We start from the raw sequence: 17,176 nt of genomic DNA on the forward strand, positions 1-17,176 counted from the left end.
CCGGAATGTAAATTCCGGACTTCGACTGAAACGTGAGAGCATAACGAATGATTCCGTTCATCGTGCATGGATTTGGCAAAAAGGTGCTCCGACGACCGCAAGATCTTAGGTCTTATACGCCGGAGTAGGCCATAAAGCCGCCGTCAACGGGAATGACGGTCCCTGTTACAAATCCGGATTGGCGTTCGTCGGCAAGCCACATCAGCGTGCCGAGCAGATCTTCCGGTTTGCCGAAACGACGCATCGGCGTATGGGAAATGATTTTGCTGGAGCGTTCGGTCGGCGAACCATCCGGATTCAACAGCAGATTGCGATTTTGCTCCGTCAGGAAAAAGCCGGGAGCGATCGCATTTACCCGAATGCCGGATTCGGCCAGATGAACGGCCAGCCATTGCGTGAAATTGTTGATCGCCGCTTTGGCCGCGCTGTAGGCAGGCACCTTGGTCATCGGGGAAGGGGCGCTCATCGATGAAATGTTGATGACCGTTGCCGGTACGCTGCGTTCGATCATTTGTCTGGCAAAGATTTGCGTAGGAATCAGCGAGCCGACAAAATTCAAGTCCATCACTTGTCGAAATCCGCTTACGCTTACGTCAAAAAAAGTTGTGATGTTTTCCTGGTGCAGGTCTTCGAGCCGAAAAATTTCATTCGTTGTATTGGCGCTGGCATGATTGCCGCCGGCACCGTTAATGAGAATGTCGCATGGCCCAAGCCGTTCAAGCACCGCATCCGCGGCGGCCTGGACGCTATCCGGCTGCGTGACGTCGCAAGCAACGGCAATGGCTTTGCCGCCTGTGGCCGTAATGGCAGCAGCCACTTCTTCACCTTTTGATACCGTGCGGTTAAGTATCGCGACTTGAGCACCATGTCTGGCCAGTTCCTCGGCCATCGCGCGGCACAGTACGCCGGCACCGCCCGTAATGACCGCCGTTTTTCCTTGCAGTCTCGACGAGGTCTCGCGAATGAGTTCGTTCATGCTTTTGCCCTCCTTTGCAGGGAATCCCAGGCGCCCCACAGATACATAATGCCCAGCGCGCGATCATAAAGGCCATACCCTGGTCTGCATTTCTCTCCCCATAAATGGCGTCCATGGTCCGGACGGGCGTACCCCGTAAATCCGGTGTCATGGTAGGCTTCCACGATGCCCACGATGTCCACGCTTCCGTCCTGGGTCCGATGCGACGTTTCGATGAAATCGCCATTCTCGTACACTTTTACATTGCGGATGTGGGCAAAAGGAATCCGATCCTTGAACTCATGGATCATGCCGATGATATCGTTGGCCGGATTCGCTCCGAGCGAGCCGCTGCACAATGTAACGCAGTTGGATGGACTATCATGCAAATTCAAATATTTGCGAATGTTGTCCTGGGTCGTAATGATTTTCGGCAGGCCGAAGATCGACCATGGCGGATCGTCCGGGTGGATGGCCATCTTGATGCCTAGCTGCTCCGCGACAGGGATGATCTCGTCCAAAAAGTACTTTGCGTTCTGCCACATATCATCTTCCGAGACGTTTTTATACGCTTCGAACGCGCTTGTCAAGTACTGGAGACGCTCAGGCTCCCAGCCCGGCATCGTCAATTCGGAGTTTTCCGTAATGCGGCGGACCAGTTCGAACGGGTCCATGTCTTCGAGTTTGTTTTTTTCGTAGAAAAGGGCGGTGGAGCCGTCCTCCATCTCCTTATACATGTCGGTACGCAGCCAGTCGAAGATCGGCATGAAATTATAACAGATGACTTTGACGCCAACCTGCGCAAGCTTTTCCATCGTTTTTTTGTAGTTTTCGATATATTTGTCCCGGGTGGGGAGACCGAGTTTGATATCTTCATGGACGTTAACGCTTTCAACGACATCCATATGTAGTCCGGCCCGATCCGCCGCCTTCTTGATTGCCAAAATGCTCTCCATGGGCCATTCTTCGCCTGCAGGCACATCGTGCAGTGCCCATACAATGCCTTCAACGCCCGGGATCTGACGGATGTCATCCAGCGATACCGTATCGTTGCCTTCGCCAAACCAGCGAAAAACCATTCTCATGACGTTCACCTCATCATTTTATATAGGAAAGAATACAACGCTCAATTACCATACTACCATACAAGTTTGAATGTTGGAAGCGCTTTTAAGGAAAAATTTGATGACGGATCTCCCAAAAATGTGAACTCTCTCTCATGAATGGTCTTAACTCTTGTGGATCGTCAAGGAAAGAAGTAAAATAGCTATAATGGTTTAAATGTTTAAACATATCAACTTTATAGAGAAAGAAGGAAGGAAACCCGATGGGACAAAAAGCACTATCCATTTTTCAATCCTGCATGCCTTTGTTTCAGGTGCTCAGCGACTCACATCGCCAATCCATCCTGATGCTGCTGACAGAGAAGGGGAGAATGACCGTCAATGAAATTACGGAGCAATCCAGCCTCTCGCGCCCGGCTATATCCCACCACCTCAAGCTGCTGCTGGACAAAGACTTGATTTCGGTGGAGCAGCAGGGAACCCAACGCTATTATTCCGCTTCATTGCAGGCATCGGTTCAATTACTGAAGGAATTGGTGGCGGCATTGGAAGAAGAGTGTTTATAGGGAGGAGCAGATCATATGACAAAAATACGTGAAATAACCAGCCCGGAAGTAGAGGAAATTTTGGAGCTGCAGCAGCAATTTTACCGCTCGGGCTCCACCCGTTCGCCGGAAGCTCGCATTGAACGTCTTATTTGGCTTAAGGATGCGATTCGAAAATACGAGAAACCGTTGACCGAAGCGCTGTATCAGGATCTCGGCAAAAGCGAATTCGAATCATACACGACCGAGATCGGTTTTATGCTCGACAGCATCTCGCACACGATTCGGAACGTGAAACGCTGGGCCAAACCGAAAAAGGTCAAAACGCAGCTGGCCCTCATCGGTTCCAAAAGCTATATCATTCCCGAGCCTTACGGATCGGTTCTCATCATCGGGCCGTTCAACTATCCGTTCCAGTTGCTGATCGAGCCGCTCGTGGGTGCCATTGCGGCTGGCAATACGGCTGTGCTGAAGGCATCCGAACATACGCCGGCCGTTTCGGCCGTCGTGCGGGACATCATCACATCGGTATTCGAGCCCGGGTACGTCCAGGTCATTGAAGGAGCCAAAGATACGACGACGGCTCTCATTCACGCGAAATTTGATTATATTTTTTTTACGGGGAGTGTGCCCGTCGGCAAAATCGTCATGGAGGCCGCTGCCAAAAACCTCATTCCGGTTACGCTGGAGCTGGGCGGCAAAAGCCCGGTCATCGTGGACGAACATGCCGACCTCAAAGTCGCCGCGCAGCGCATTATGTGGGGCAAGCTGCTCAACACAGGTCAAACGTGCATCGCACCGGATTATCTGCTCGTCCATGAGCGGGTGAAGCAAACGTTGATCGAGGAAATGAAGGCGGCCGTGCACAGCTTCTACGGCTCGGACGTTCGGCATAATCGGGATTATGGCCGGATCGTCAATGAAGCCCATTTCAAGCGGTTGAGCCATATGATCGAGCGGGATAAGGCAAACCTGATTTTTGGAGGACAAACGGACGAGGCAGATCGCTTCATCTCGCCTACGCTGCTGGACGTGGAGTCTTGGGAAGCAGCGAGTATGGAAGACGAAATTTTCGGCCCGATCCTCCCGATTATCAGTTATCATGATATTGACGAAGCCATCGCAGGCATTTTGAAACTTCCCAAACCATTGGCTTTGTATCTGTTCACTTCCGATAAGCAGGTTCAGAAGAAGGTGCTGCAGGAAGTGTCCTTTGGCGGAGGATGTATCAACGATACGATTACCCATGTGGCCAATCCGCGGCTGCCTTTTGGCGGGGTAGGGAATTCCGGAATCGGCGGATACCACGGGCGATACAGCTTCGAAACCTTTTCGCATATGAAAAGCATACTCCGAAAAAGCACGCGGCTGAATCTGCCGATCTTGTACCCGCCTTATGCCGGCAAGTTACAAACGATCAAACGGCTGTTGAAATAAGCCATACGGGTTTCGGATCAAACGAACTCGGTTTTTTAGTGCTCTCACCCGGCGGGGTCAACACTTTGCCATATCGCGGCGAGAATCGACGGAAACGAAGTGCTGCGCCCAAAGACTTATTCCGAACCAGGAGGATCCTGCCTGTACCGGGATGGGGATATTCCCGACCAGCGTTTGAACTGACGGCTGAAGTGGGCGATGTCTTTGTAACCCAGCATGACGGCGATATTTTGAATGGACAATGCCGGATTTCCGAGCAAAATTTTCGCTTCATGCAGAACCATCTCGGACAGCATGGCGCGTGGGGATTGGCCGAATACCTGCTTGAATACGCGGTTGCAATGGGACGTGCTGATCCCGAGTTCTGCTGCAATGTCGTCGATGCCATAGTGACTGGCCGATTCATGTCCCTGTTTGAACTGCTGGCTCACCAGCCCCTGCAAACGATTACGGATCTGATGGGCAAGCTCGATCCGGTCGTAACCGTCGGCATACGTATGCGCAACCTCCTGGGAAACGGCTTCCCAGAGGTGGCCGAACAGCTCGAACACGGCCGATTGCAATTGCATGCGCTGCACCATGGTGCTGGCCGACGGGGCAGTGGCCGAGTTCATCAGTTTGCGCAGCACGGGTTCGATGTTTTGGGTAACGACGCTGTCGGCGCCAAACAGGACTTGTCTGATGCGGGCAAGCAGGGAGAGAAACAGCTGATCATCGATATCGAAATGCATGCAAAAATAGGTGAAGCCTTTTCCGTCAGGGCTATGGCTGGAATGAACGCTGCCCGGAGGGATCAGAAGCAGTTCTCCGGCTTTTTGCCTGTACAATTGACCTTCGATGACCATGTGCTGCTCGCCTTCGGTCACATAGTTAAGCTCGTATTGCGGGTGTTCATGGGCAGGATAGTCCCAATCGGAACCGACGCTGCGAAGATGGATGGCAAACAGGTTTACCGTCGTTTGCACGTCGGGATAGAACACTTCGTGCACGCTTTCCCCAAGCTGGGGAGGCAAATAGGTGGAAGACATGTGGGACCTCCTTTTTTCGGATGCATAGCCAAGATGCAAGCTTGATTCGGCGTAACCTTCCCGCGGTGTACTGAAACATTTCTTCATGCGCCAAAGCATGTAACCGCTTTAGTACGATTATAAACCATAAGCCCGATTTGGGTAAATATCTGCTTGATTTGACCATGGTCTGGCCGGAAATGCCATGATAGGATGGGGCTATGAAAACGCATGCAAATCATTTGAGAGGGGTCGCATCCCATGAGCACATCCAAATCGATTTTCTATAATGCCCACCATGCGCCGATCGGCGCTTTTGCAAGCTTTACGCTTGGATATAAAGGAGCCAAAGGCGGTCTTGGACTCGAATTGGGCAAGCCTGCCGACGAAAACATTTACATCGGCCTTCAGGCACGGGACGGCGAACATTACGAGGCTTTGCCCTTTTTTGCAGCAACCGAAGACGAAAGTGCCCGTTATGACGTAGAAAAGCCGGATCACACTGACGCGTCGGCGGCCGAAGCGGCCAAACCGTTAGTCTCCGCGTTTCGCGACGAGGACATCAGCCGTAAACTGACGATCGGCACGGATACATGGACCGCAGGCGATCTGACTTTCCGCATTTATTCGCCGGTACGTCCGGTGCCTCACCCGGTTGAAGGGGATGAACAAGCGCTGAAAGATGCCTTGGTGCCAGCCGTGCTGGTCGAGCTTGTATTGGACAACCGCCAGGGACAGCAAACGCGCAGAGCGTTCTTCGGTTACCAGGGCAGCGATCCATATTCCGCGATGCGTATGATTGGCGGGCCAGAAGGCGGTTCCGTGACGGGCATTGGCCAAGGGCGCCATACGGCGATCCTTTCGAAGGATAGCGGACTTTGGCCCGCGCTCGGTTTTACGCTGGAGAAGATTTTGCTTGAAAAACACGTGGAAAATCTGGCCTTCGGCCTTGGCGGCACAGCCGCTTTGCTTATGGAAGTTCCCGCAGGAGAACAGCGCACTTACCGTTTTGCGGTAAGCTTCTATCGCGGAGGCATTGCTACTTCCGGCATGGACACGACCTATTGGTATACCCGGTATTTCGCAAACATCCAGGAGGCGGGAACATACGCGCTGAATCGCTTCGATGAACTGGCAGCTTCGTGCGAGGAAGCGGATCGGCTCTTGGGCGTTTCCGCATTGTCCGAGGATCAGTCGTTCATGCTGGCGCATTCCGTCCACAGTTATTATGCAAGCACGCAGCTGCTCGATGCAGATGGAGAACCGCTCTGGGTCGTCAACGAAGGCGAATATCGCATGATGAACACGCTCGATTTGACCGCGGACCAGCTGTATTTCGAGTTGGCCATGAATCCGTGGACGGTACGCAATGAACTGGAGTGGTTCGTGAAGCGGTACAGCTATACCGATGAGGTCCGATTCCCGGGAGAGGAAAAAGCGCATCCGGGAGGAATCACGTTTACGCACGACATCGGCGTAGCCAACGTATTTTCGAGACCCGGACATTCGGCATACGAACTGGTCGGCATCGATGACTGCTTCTCGCAGATGAGCCATGAGGAGTTGGTCAACTGGCTCTGCTGCGCGACGGTGTACATCGAGCAGACTCGGGATCGGGATTTTGTGCAGAACATGCTGCCTGTCATCCAAGACTGCTTCCAGAGCATGGTCAACCGTGATCATCCGGAGGAAAATCAACGAAACGGGTTGATGGGCCTGGACAGCACCCGCACCAAAGGCGGAGCAGAGATTACGACCTACGACAGCCTGGACGTGTCGCTGGGACAATCCCGAAACAACATCTATCTGGCGGGCAAATGCTGGGCGGTGTATGTAGCGCTCGAGAAGTTGTTCGCTGCGGAAAAGCTGAACGACTTGTCGTACCAAGCAGGTCGTCAAGCTGATCGCTGCGCGGCCAGCATCGCCGCGCAATTGACGGATGGCGGCTACATTCCGGCCGTCATTGCGGAAAATAACGATTCGCGCATCATTCCGGCGATCGAAGGGCTCGTATTCCCGTATTTCACAGGCTGCGAGGGCGCATTGGACGCAAACGGCCGCTTCGGCGCTTATTTGCAGGCGCTGCGTACGCACTTGAAGACGGTTCTTGTTCCAGGCACCTGCCTGTTCGCGGACGGCGGCTGGAAGCTGTCCTCGACGAGCAACAATTCGTGGCTGAGCAAAATCTACCTTTCCCAGTTCATCGCCAGAGAGCTGCTGGGCGTGGAGTGGGACGAAACAGGAAAAGCGGCGGATGCCGCACATGTCGATTGGCTGCTGCATCCGGCAGAATCCTATTGGTGCTGGAGCGATCAGATTCTGTCCGGCGTAGCGGTCGGCAGCAAATATTACCCGCGCGGCGTAACATCGATACTATGGCTGCTCGAAGGCAAGGGCAACCGACTGACACAGATCTATGCAACCAAGGAGGCGGCACAATGAGTTCAATCGTACAATCCGGGCTGGCCGGACCGCAATATGACGCTTGGCTGGGATATCTCGCAGGAGTCCCGGGAAAAAACGGGGCTGGATCGGCCAAGGCACCGCTCTGGGCTCGCCAGGTGATTACTGAAGAAGCTCATCCGGTTGTCAAAACAGCTGCTGCAGAGCTGACGATCGGACTGGAAAAGCTGTATGGCAGCAAACCTGAAACGACGGCTGCCGGAGATGTTCACGCATCAACGGCAGGGATATGGATCGGTACCTGGGCGGGCAGCGCAACCCTTCGGAATACGTTTACCGATGCCGAGCGCGCTTCGGTTCATGGCGAAGGTTACGTCATTCGCGAAGATGCGGACCGCGGACATCTTTACATCGGTTCGGAAACTCCCCAAGGCGTTTTGTACGGTTCATTCCATGTATTAAGAGAGCTTGTGCTTCGCATAGGGCGTCCGGATGGGGCCTCCGCGGAGGTGATCGGCCAGATTGCCGAGCAGCCGCGCAACCTGCTGCGCATGCTCAACCAGTGGGATAATGTGGACGGAAGCATAGAGCGAGGGTATGCAGGCAGGTCTATCTTCTATGAAAACGGGGAGATCCTATCCGACACCGCTCGGATTCGCGATTATGCACGTCTTCTTGCATCGACAGGGCTGAACGCGATCGCGATTAATAACGTCAACGTGCACCAAAGGGAAAGCCTGTTCCTGACGGAACCATTCCTTGGCGACGTGGCACGGGTAGCCGCGGAATTCAGGGATTACGGAATCAAGCTGTTCCTGAGCGCCAATTATGCAAGCCCCATCGAGATCGGCGGACTGCATACGGCAGATCCGCTCGATGAAGAAGTGCGGGAGTGGTGGAAATCGCAGACCGCCAAGGTCTATGCGGCCATTCCGGACTTCGGCGGATACCTGATCAAGGCGGATTCCGAAAACCGTCCTGGACCTTTCACGTATAACCGTGATCATGCCGACGGAGCCAACATGCTGGCCGAAGCGCTTCAGCCGTTCGGGGGGATCGTGATCTGGCGCTGCTTCGTGTACAACTGCAAACAGGACTGGAGAGACCGTTCGACCGACCGCGCGCGTGCAGCATACGATCATTTCAAACCGCTCGATGGACGGTTTGCCGACAACGTCGTTTTGCAGATCAAAAACGGCCCGATGGACTTTCAGGTCCGCGAACCGGTATCGCCGTTGTTCGGGGCGATGGAGCATACAAATCAGGTGCTTGAATTCCAAATTACGCAGGAATATACGGGCCAGCAGCGTCACCTCTGTTATTTGATCCCGCAATGGAAAGAAGTTCTGGATTTTGACACACATGCCAAAGGCGAGGGTTCGCAAGTGAAACGCATCGCCGACGGTTCGTTGTATGGCAGGTCCCTAAACGGCTTTGCGGCGGTTTCCAATATCGGCGCGGATGCTTGCTGGACGGGACATCCGTTGGCCCAGGCCAATTTGTACGGGTATGGACGTCTCGCATGGAACCCGGAATTGTCCGCCGAACAGATTGCGGACGAATGGGTGAGGCTGACGTTCGGCAGCGACGACGAAATCGTAGCTATCATTACAGGCATGCTGCTCCGTTCGCTGGACATCTACGAAAGCTACACCGCACCGCTTGGCGTAGGCTGGATGGTTAATCCGGAACACCATTACGGTCCGAACGTAGACGGTTACGAGTATTCCAAATGGGGCACGTATCATTTCGCGGATTGCCATGGCATCGGCGTGGATCGGACGGCGAAAAGCGGTACGGGTTATGCTTCGCAGTACCATGCCGCGAATGCGGACAGATACGAATCGCTGGAAACCTGCCCGGACGAACTGCTGCTCTTTTTCCACCATGTTCCTTACACGCATGTGCTGCACTCCGGCAAAACGGTTATACAGCATATTTACGACACCCATTTCGACGGGGCCGATCAGGCAGCAGCATTGTTGAACGATTGGAAGCGGCTTGAGGGCAAGATCGATCCGACCATATTCAACAAAGTGGCTGCGCTGCAGGAAGGCCAGGCCGAACATGCAAAGGAATGGCGCGACATGATCAATACGTACTTCTACCGCAAAAGCGGGATCGAGGATCGATGGGGAAGAACTATATATTAATGAAGAAAAGGCAGAAGGAGGAGTACCATGCGACATCAAGAGATTCCCGAAACGATGAAAGCCGCGGTCATGACAGAGCCGGGTTCGATCCGCATCGAGGAGCAGCCGGTGCCTGAACCGGCACCCGACGAAGTGCTTGTCAAAGTAATGGCAGTGGGCGTGTGCGGTTCAGACGTGCATTACTTCGAGCATGGGCGAATCGGCAGGTTCGTCGTTGAAAAGCCGATCATTCTGGGACATGAATGCGCGGGCATCATCGCCGCCGTCGGCGCAGACGTTACGCGACTGAAAGAAGGAGATCGGGTAGCCATCGAGCCGGGCGTCACATGTGGACGTTGTCCAGCGTGCAAAGAGGGGCGCTACAATCTCTGCCCGGATGTGCAATTTCTGGCGACGCCGCCGGTGGATGGCGCATTCGTGCAGTACATGACGATTCGGGAGGACATGGTGTTCCCGATCCCGGATCACCTCAGCTTCGAGGAAGCCGCCATGAACGAGCCGTTTTCCGTCGGCATTCATGCGGCCCGCCGCAGCAAGCTGGCTCCGGGAACGACGCTGGCCATCATGGGCATGGGCCCTGTCGGCCTGATGGCCGTGGCTGCAGCGAAATCCTTCGGCGTGGACCGCATTATCGTGACGGATCTGGAAGAGGTGCGTTTGGAGGCTGCCCTCCGTCTGGGAGCGACGCATGCCATCAATGTTCGTAAGGAGGATGCGGTTCAAGCCATTCGTGAATTGACGAACGGGATCGGCGTGGATACTGCTTGGGAAACGGCGGGGAACCCGAAAGCGCTGCAATCCGCCTTGTACTCGCTTCGTCGCGGAGGCAAACTTGCGATCGTCGGGCTGCCCGCCCAGGACGAGATCGCGTTGAACGTGCCGTTCATTGCGGATAACGAGGTTGACCTCTACGGCATTTTCCGTTATGCCAACACGTATCCGGCCGGAATCGAGTTCCTTGCTTCGGGACAGCACGACGTGATGTCGCTCATTACGGACAGATACGACCTTGAAGAGACGCAGCAAGCGATGGAGCGGGCGCTGCACAACAAGAGCGGAAGCCTGAAAGTCATGGTATATCCAAACGGTCGATAAAGAGATGAAGGAAGCCCTGTATCCGGGGCTTCTTTTGCATTTCATGAGTCTATCAGCAGTTGGAGCTGGCCGTTGTTATGGTTTTTTCGATGGCCATTGCGGGCTTTTTTTCCGGCAAGGATTAGACAACCTGTCATATCGTGGTATAATGCTGAAAGAATTCAATATGCAACGATAGGCATACAATGGATTATCGCAACTTTTGCTGAAAGGAACTGAGCGTCGTGAGAACACATGAATTTACGATTCACTCCGATTTTGACCGGGATGACCTGATCGCGGTTTCATCTCAAGCATCGCGTTTTGCCTCGGACATCTCCTTGTCATTCGTAACCACTGATCACGAGCATCGGGTGGATGTCAAAAGCTTGCTCGGCATGGCCATGCTTCCGATTCGTCACGGCAGCGTGGTCCGATTGCAGACCAGAGGGAGAGACGAGCTGGAGGCGCTGGAATACATCCTGGACGTATTGGAGAAGGGCCGCTCATAGACTGGACTCACTGCAGAGCTTGCAACCAGCATGCATCAAATTCCAGATATTGTTGATTTTTGATGTAAAATGGAGTATAATCGAATTTGGTTCAATTCAAGGGAACACTTACTCATATCACAAGGAGTGAAGATAGATATGCCAAAAGCAGATATCCATCCAAAAACGCAGATCGTTATTTTCTATGACGCCAGTGCCGATTACAAGTTCCTCAGTTCTTCCACCAAACATTCGAACGAAACGATGGAATGGGAGGACGGAAACACGTATCCCGTCATTCGCGTGGACACCAGTTCCGCATCACACCCGTTCTTTACAGGCAAACAAAGAGTGGTTGACGTGGGCGGTCGCGTGGATCGCTTCAACCGTAAATACAATCTCAAAAACTAAATGTTGTTGGACGTTCATACGGAAGCCTTGGGCACTGCCCCAGGCTTTTTTTGTTGTTTAAATGGGAATAAGTGGGAAATAGATGTAAATATAAAGATTGCGCTTACACACTGTTCGGAGGTACTATTAAGTAGATCGTTATATATACATTGGAGGAGGAGTTTAGAGATGAGCATCACGCATATGGTAACGTTTTCGTTGTACGCAGGCAAGGGGACGGCTGAGGCAGAAGCCTTCTTGCAGGAAAGCAAAAATGTGCTCGAGGTCATTCCGGGTGTGGAGCAATTTCAGGTATTGAAGCAAATTAGCGCCAAAAACGAATTCGACTACGGATTCTCCATGGTATTCGCCGATCAGGCTGCTTACGACAGCTATAATGATCATCCAGCGCATCGCAAATATGTGGAAGAGCGTTGGCTGAAGGAAGTCAGTCGTTTCCAGGAAATCGATCTGATTCAACATCAATAATAGCGGTTTGCAGCAATCATTTATTTCTAAAACGAAACCGTTTTCTATATAGTGCCCTTTACTGTGGGTGTTTTGAACTCGGATCCAGAAACAATATGACGTGAAAAAGGAGGTGCTGCAATGCGTTTGGATCTTACGGGCAAAATCGCGCTTGTCACAGGCTCCACCGGTCAGTTGGGACGTGTTATTGCTCGTACACTGGCTGATTGCGGCGCGGATATCGCGCTTCATTACATAAACAATCAGGCCCAGGCCGAAGAACTTCGGCAGCAGATCGAGGCCGCCGGCCGCAAAGCCTTAACCGTGCAAGGGGATATCACGAAAGAAGAAACGTCTCTTCGGATTCGCGATGAGATCCTGGCGGGTTTGGGCCCGGTCGATATCGTCGTTGCCAATGCGGTGATTCAGTATGCGTGGACGACGGTGCTTGAACAATCTCCGCAGGATTACATGAGTCAGTTCGAGTCTTGCGTAATGCAGAGCGTGTACTTGGCCAAAGCGTTCATTCCGCACATGAAGGAAGCCGGGAGCGGACGTTTCATCGGTATCAACACGGAATGCGCCATGCAAAATTTTGCCACGCAGTCCGCATACACTGCAGGCAAACGCGGCATGGATGGTCTGTATCGCGTGCTTGCGCGCGAAGTGGGGGAGCATCAGATTACGGTCAATCAAGTCGCTCCGGGATGGACCATCAGCGATCGCGACCGCGCCGCAGAACCTGGTTACGATCAGGCTTACGCCGATCAAGTTCCCTTGAAACGCAGAGGCGAGGATCAGGAAATTGCCAATGCCGTCGCTTTCTTGGCTTCCGATCTGTCTTCGTTCATTACCGGGGCGTACATCCCGGTGAGCGGCGGCAATGTCATGCCAGCCATTTAATGGCGAAGTTTGTGTTTGATTTGAAATATGTTCATCATGGTGCGCTGCCCGTGTGGGCAACTGTTCCATATATGTATCCGCATATGTATCCGCCTGTCTCTGCGACAGGCGGATTTTTGCGTCATCTGGTTCGGGTTGAATGATTTCGGGTATGCGAATAGGTATATCGGCGAGGTGGAAGCATAACTCATATTCAGCGAATAAAGGAGATTGTCCATGAAGAAGACAGTAGCGGATGTTGTCATTAAAGCCTTGCTAAACGCAGGCGTTAAACGTATTTATGGTATTGTTGGAGACTCGTTGAACGCGATCCTCGATTCCATTCGCCGTTCGGGTGAAATCGAATGGATCCACGTGCGTCACGAGGAAGTCGCGGCGTTTGCCGCCGGAGCGGATGCGGCCGTTGCCGGGAGCATTGCCGTTTGCGCCGGAAGCAGCGGCCCGGGGAATATGCATTTAATTAACGGTTTGTACGACTGTCACCGGAATCGCGTTCCCGTTCTGGCCATTGCGGCACATATTCCGAGCGACGAGATTGGAAGCGAATATTTTCAATCCACGCATCCGGAATATTTGTTTCAGGAATGCAGCCATTATTGCGAGGTCGTCACCACGGCCAAGCAGATGCCGCGTTCGATTACGATGGCCATGCAGACCGCGGTGGCGCGTTCGGGCGTTTCGGTTATTGTGTTGCCGGGCGATGTTGCTGCTCTGGAGGCGGCCAATCTTCCCGTACCCGAGCATGTATTCCAAACCCCCAAACCCGTCGTTCACCCTTCCGTTCCCGAACTGCAAAAACTCGCAGAGTACTTGAATAGCGACCGAAAGATAACGCTACTCTGCGGGGCCGGATGCGCTGGTGCACATGAGCAGCTGATGCAGCTGTGCGACAGGTTGAAATCGCCGATGGTCATCGCGCTCCGGGGCAAGGAGCATCTGGAGTATGACAATCCGTATTCAGTGGGATTGACCGGATTGATCGGATATTCATCCGGATATCATGCGATGATGGATTGCGATATATTGCTGATGTTGGGCACAGATTTCCCGTATCGGCAGTTTTATCCCGAGGAGGCCATCGTTCTGCAGGTGGACATTCAAGCTTCGCACCTTGGCCGAAGAACCAAGCTGGATTATGGGGTGTGCGGGGACGTGAAGGCTACCATCGAAGCATTGCTGCCCTATTTGACACAAGAGCACAGCGACAAACATCTGCGCAAAAGTGTGGAACATTTCGAAAAGGTGCGTAAAGACTTGGATGAGTTGGCCGTGGGCAAACCCGGCAAAAAGCCGATCCATCCGCAATACCTTACGCAAGCGATCAGCGACGCAGCCGCGGAGAATGCCATTTTTACGTGCGACGTAGGCACGCCTACCGTATGGGCGGCACGTTACTTGAAAATGAGCCAAAATCGCCGTCTGCTCGGCTCGTTCAATCATGGCACGATGGCCAACGCACTGCCTCAGGGCATTGGGGCGCAAGTAGCCGATCCTGGCCGGCAGGTCATTTCTTTGTCCGGCGACGGCGGATTAGCCATGCTGATGGGTGACCTGCTTACCCTGAAACAGCACAATCTGCCGGTGAAGGTTGTGGTTTACAATAATGGAGCGCTTAGTTTCGTTGAACTTGAAATGAAGGCGGCCGGTTTTTTGGAATCAGGCACCGAGCTCGTCAATCCCAACTTTGCGACGGTGGCGGAAGCTATGGGCATCAAAGGCATTCGAGTAGAAGATCCGGCCGATGTCGAAGGAGCGATCCAGCAGGCGCTGCAGCATGACGGCCCTGTCCTGATTGACGCAGTCGTCAACCGGCAAGAGCTGTCCTTGCCACCAAAAATCAGCATCAAACAAGCGGAAGGCTTCACGCTGTGGATGATGAAGGCTGTACTTAACGGGCGTGGGGATGAGCTCATCGAGCTGGCCAAAACGAATTTGCTGCGCTAACGGCTTGGAGGGAAATTCCAGGCGCGTTATGCTGTGCATCATCTGCAGCGTTTATCGGATGCGTAGGGAGAGCGGGTTCAAAACATGTCCTGTTTTGGACGCTCTCTTCTTTGCACCATTTTTATATACTTATGAAACGATATTATATGTACCAATATAAATATAATTTGATTTTTTTGTCGTAAGTCATTTACAATAAGTAAGTCAGGAAGGATACTTTTTTATCTTACATAGGTTATGTTTGAGCTGCTTCAAATCGACTTAACCATCCGATGACGAAAAACGTACAGACATGGAGGAGATCAACATGAGTCACACCGGAAAAGTAGCTATCATTACTGGAGCAGGAAGCGGTTTGGGACAAGCTGCCGCGTTGAAGCTGGCGGAAAAGGGAGCATCCATCGTTGTCGTTGATCTCGTAGAAGAGACAGGTCAGGAAACGGTTAAACAAATCAAGGAACTTGGCGGAAAAGCCATTTTCGTCCAGGCAGACGTAAGCAAGGCTGCGGACGTGGAAAACTACGTAAAAAAAACGATCGATGAGTTCGGACGCATCGACATGTTCTTTAACAATGCCGGAATCGCGGGCCCAGGCGTCAAATTGATCGAGCACACGATTGAACAGTTTGACAAAATCATCGACATTAACTTGAGAAGCGTATTTTACGGATTGAAATATGTCATTACCGAAATGCTCAAAACGGGCGGCGGTTCGATCGTCAACACCGCCTCAACGGCAGGCGTAGTCGGCGTACCCGCCGTGGCTCCTTATGCGGCGACGAAACATGGCGTGGTTGGTCTGACACGTACGGCGGCTATCGAATACGGCAAAGATCAAATTCGCGTAAACGCCATTGCGCCGGGAACGATCGAAACGCCAATGGTTGTGCAATTCGGCAAGGACAACCCGGAGGTGTTCAAGGCTACCGTTGACAGCATCCCTTCGGGACGCCTCGGCAAGCCGGAAGAAATCGCGAACCTGGTTGCTTTCCTGCTTGGAGACGAAGCTCCGTACATCAACGGTGCTGTATATCCCATTGATGGTGCCGTAACGGCACAATAATGGATGAACAAAGAAAGAGAGGCGCTGTATGTGACAGAGCCTCTCTTTTTCTTATTACCAAGTGATTATTGTTCCTTATGCGGCACTTGAAGCATTTGAAGTTACTTTCCTGTGTGCGGATCGATAGGAGACCCCAACCACCACAAAAGCAATGGCGACTCCGGCTGCACCGATCCAGGTGATGGACGATAACGATATGGCGCTGACGGCAATCCCCCCAATACCGGCACCTGCAGCCATGGAGAGCTGCATAACGGAGCTGTTCAGACTGAGCATGATGCTGGAGGATTCAGGAGCCATCGTAACGAGATGATATTGTTGAGTCGGACCGGACGACCAGGCCGCAAAAGACCACAAAATAAGTACGGCTACGATGGCGAATGAAGAGTGGGATGTCCAGTTTAACATCGCAAGGCTAAACACATGCAGAGCCATTCCCACAAGCAGCGTGCGTTTTACGCCTTGACGGTCTGCACTGTAACCTCCTGCCTTCGAGCCGATCAGACTTGCAATGCCGAAGGCAAGCAAGGTGGTGCTTAACAGGGCTTCACTCATGCCGGAGATTTCGATCAGATACGGCGAAATGTACGTATAGGTGATCGAATAACCGCCCAGCCAGAAAAAGGTCACAAGCAGGGCCAAGCCGATTCGGGGCTGCTTCAAGAGGGACAACTGTTTTTTCAATGGAACATGAGCTTCGGCTTCCAATGGCGGAATGGTTGATGCAATAACCAGCATGGATAATAGGCCAAGGAACGCAATCCCTGCAAAAACGAGTTTCCAATCCCATGAGGCGGCAACGAGCCTTCCCAAAGGCACACCCACGATCAGGGAAGCGGTGAAGCCGGTAATGACCGTAGCAATGGCACTGGCCTGTTTACCCTCAGGGGCGATTTTGGAAGCGACGGTTAGCGCGGTAACGACAACCACTCCGGCGCCAAGCGCCATCAGAATACGGGCAGCAATAAACCATTCGTATCCTGGCAGCAGGAAGGCTAGCACATTGGCGATGACGAAAAGACCGAGGAAATAAAGCAGCAATTTTCGCCGATCGAAGCGGGAAGTCAGGGCGATGATCACTGGAGTACCGAGGGCGTAAACGAGTGAAAATACGGTAATCAGCTGACCGGCAGCAATCAGTGAGATGTGCATCGTGGCGGCGATGCGATCCAGAATGCCGGCAATGATATACTCGGAAGTGCCGACAAGAAAACTGACCAAAGCGAGAACAACGATTTTCAGCTGTTTAGACATCAAGATCAACCTCTTTCGATAATAG

15 protein-coding genes are annotated in these 17,176 nt (G+C 52.8%); 11 read left to right on the top strand and 4 right to left on the bottom strand.

All coding sequences use genetic code 11. The features are described 5' to 3' along the window. Positions 1-112 precede the first annotated feature (112 nt). Complete coding sequence (locus MKY59_RS15660) at positions 113-976, bottom strand: SDR family oxidoreductase (protein ID WP_339272180.1); 864 nt, start codon at positions 974-976, stop codon at positions 113-115. Then, entirely contained in the window at positions 973-2,040 is a 1,068-nt protein-coding gene (gene uxuA / locus MKY59_RS15665) for a mannonate dehydratase (protein WP_236414267.1), read from the bottom strand. The genes MKY59_RS15660 and uxuA overlap by 4 nt, the downstream gene beginning before the upstream one ends. Before the next feature lie 242 nt (positions 2,041-2,282). On the opposite strand from uxuA, the gene MKY59_RS15670 reads away from it, so the two are divergent. Further along, positions 2,283-2,585: a metalloregulator ArsR/SmtB family transcription factor gene (locus tag MKY59_RS15670; protein ID WP_236414268.1), complete on the top strand. Its 303-nt coding sequence runs from the start codon at positions 2,283-2,285 to the stop codon at positions 2,583-2,585. Between the two features lie 15 nt (positions 2,586-2,600). Continuing rightward, positions 2,601-4,001: an aldehyde dehydrogenase gene (locus tag MKY59_RS15675; protein ID WP_339272183.1), complete on the top strand. Its 1,401-nt coding sequence runs from the start codon at positions 2,601-2,603 to the stop codon at positions 3,999-4,001. Positions 4,002-4,117: 116 nt separating this feature from the next. On the opposite strand, the gene MKY59_RS15680 is transcribed toward MKY59_RS15675, so the two are convergent. Further along, positions 4,118-5,029, bottom strand: coding sequence for an AraC family transcriptional regulator (locus tag MKY59_RS15680; RefSeq protein ID WP_236414270.1), 912 nt, complete (start codon positions 5,027-5,029; stop codon positions 4,118-4,120). A gap of 240 nt (positions 5,030-5,269) precedes the next feature. Between MKY59_RS15680 and MKY59_RS15685 the strand changes: the two genes are divergently transcribed. From MKY59_RS15685 to MKY59_RS15725, 9 genes are all read left to right on the top strand, one after another. Further along, positions 5,270-7,450, top strand: coding sequence for a glycoside hydrolase family 52 protein (locus MKY59_RS15685; protein ID WP_339272185.1), 2,181 nt, complete (start codon positions 5,270-5,272; stop codon positions 7,448-7,450). Continuing rightward, positions 7,447-9,564: an alpha-glucuronidase family glycosyl hydrolase gene (locus tag MKY59_RS15690; protein WP_339272187.1), complete on the top strand. Its 2,118-nt coding sequence runs from the start codon at positions 7,447-7,449 to the stop codon at positions 9,562-9,564. The genes MKY59_RS15685 and MKY59_RS15690 overlap by 4 nt, the downstream gene beginning before the upstream one ends. A 27-nt stretch (positions 9,565-9,591) precedes the next feature. Continuing rightward, positions 9,592-10,659 (top strand): NAD(P)-dependent alcohol dehydrogenase, encoded by a 1,068-nt coding sequence (locus MKY59_RS15695; RefSeq protein WP_339272189.1) that lies wholly within the window; start codon positions 9,592-9,594, stop codon positions 10,657-10,659. Positions 10,660-10,883: 224 nt separating this feature from the next. Then, positions 10,884-11,150, top strand: a complete 267-nt coding sequence (locus MKY59_RS15700; protein ID WP_339272190.1) for an HPr family phosphocarrier protein — start codon at positions 10,884-10,886, stop codon at positions 11,148-11,150. A gap of 138 nt (positions 11,151-11,288) precedes the next feature. Continuing rightward, positions 11,289-11,540, top strand: coding sequence for a type B 50S ribosomal protein L31 (locus tag MKY59_RS15705; protein WP_236414278.1), 252 nt, complete (start codon positions 11,289-11,291; stop codon positions 11,538-11,540). Between the two features lie 168 nt (positions 11,541-11,708). After that, positions 11,709-12,008, top strand: a complete 300-nt coding sequence (locus tag MKY59_RS15710; protein ID WP_236414279.1) for a Dabb family protein — start codon at positions 11,709-11,711, stop codon at positions 12,006-12,008. A 120-nt stretch (positions 12,009-12,128) separates the two neighbouring features. Continuing rightward, positions 12,129-12,890: an SDR family oxidoreductase gene (locus MKY59_RS15715; protein WP_236414280.1), complete on the top strand. Its 762-nt coding sequence runs from the start codon at positions 12,129-12,131 to the stop codon at positions 12,888-12,890. 216 nt (positions 12,891-13,106) lie between these two features. After that, positions 13,107-14,834, top strand: a complete 1,728-nt coding sequence (gene poxB / locus MKY59_RS15720) for a ubiquinone-dependent pyruvate dehydrogenase (RefSeq protein ID WP_236414281.1) — start codon at positions 13,107-13,109, stop codon at positions 14,832-14,834. 307 nt (positions 14,835-15,141) lie between these two features. Continuing rightward, positions 15,142-15,897, top strand: coding sequence for a glucose 1-dehydrogenase (locus tag MKY59_RS15725; RefSeq protein WP_339272192.1), 756 nt, complete (start codon positions 15,142-15,144; stop codon positions 15,895-15,897). 75 nt (positions 15,898-15,972) lie between these two features. Here MKY59_RS15725 and MKY59_RS15730 read toward each other — a convergent pair whose 3' ends face one another. Then, a complete protein-coding gene (locus MKY59_RS15730) occupies positions 15,973-17,151 on the bottom strand; it encodes an MFS transporter (protein WP_339272194.1) in 1,179 nt (392 codons plus the stop codon). Between the last annotated feature and the right edge of the window lie 25 nt (positions 17,152-17,176).

The sequence above is a fragment of the Paenibacillus sp. FSL W8-0426 genome (assembly GCF_037969725.1).
In the GTDB taxonomy this organism is placed as follows: domain Bacteria; phylum Bacillota; class Bacilli; order Paenibacillales; family Paenibacillaceae; genus Paenibacillus; species Paenibacillus hubeiensis.

Coding starts and splice junctions, on each gene's coding strand:
- MKY59_RS15660 (WP_339272180.1), bottom strand. CDS start 976: ATGAACGAACTCATTCGCGAGACCTCGTCGAGACTGCAAGGAAAAACG.
- uxuA (WP_236414267.1), bottom strand. CDS start 2,040: ATGAGAATGGTTTTTCGCTGGTTTGGCGAAGGCAACGATACGGTATCG.
- MKY59_RS15670 (WP_236414268.1), top strand. CDS start 2,283: ATGGGACAAAAAGCACTATCCATTTTTCAATCCTGCATGCCTTTGTTT.
- MKY59_RS15675 (WP_339272183.1), top strand. CDS start 2,601: ATGACAAAAATACGTGAAATAACCAGCCCGGAAGTAGAGGAAATTTTG.
- MKY59_RS15680 (WP_236414270.1), bottom strand. CDS start 5,029: ATGTCTTCCACCTATTTGCCTCCCCAGCTTGGGGAAAGCGTGCACGAA.
- MKY59_RS15685 (WP_339272185.1), top strand. CDS start 5,270: ATGAGCACATCCAAATCGATTTTCTATAATGCCCACCATGCGCCGATC.
- MKY59_RS15690 (WP_339272187.1), top strand. CDS start 7,447: ATGAGTTCAATCGTACAATCCGGGCTGGCCGGACCGCAATATGACGCT.
- MKY59_RS15695 (WP_339272189.1), top strand. CDS start 9,592: ATGCGACATCAAGAGATTCCCGAAACGATGAAAGCCGCGGTCATGACA.
- MKY59_RS15705 (WP_236414278.1), top strand. CDS start 11,289: ATGCCAAAAGCAGATATCCATCCAAAAACGCAGATCGTTATTTTCTAT.
- MKY59_RS15710 (WP_236414279.1), top strand. CDS start 11,709: ATGAGCATCACGCATATGGTAACGTTTTCGTTGTACGCAGGCAAGGGG.
- MKY59_RS15715 (WP_236414280.1), top strand. CDS start 12,129: ATGCGTTTGGATCTTACGGGCAAAATCGCGCTTGTCACAGGCTCCACC.
- poxB (WP_236414281.1), top strand. CDS start 13,107: ATGAAGAAGACAGTAGCGGATGTTGTCATTAAAGCCTTGCTAAACGCA.
- MKY59_RS15725 (WP_339272192.1), top strand. CDS start 15,142: ATGAGTCACACCGGAAAAGTAGCTATCATTACTGGAGCAGGAAGCGGT.
- MKY59_RS15730 (WP_339272194.1), bottom strand. CDS start 17,151: ATGTCTAAACAGCTGAAAATCGTTGTTCTCGCTTTGGTCAGTTTTCTT.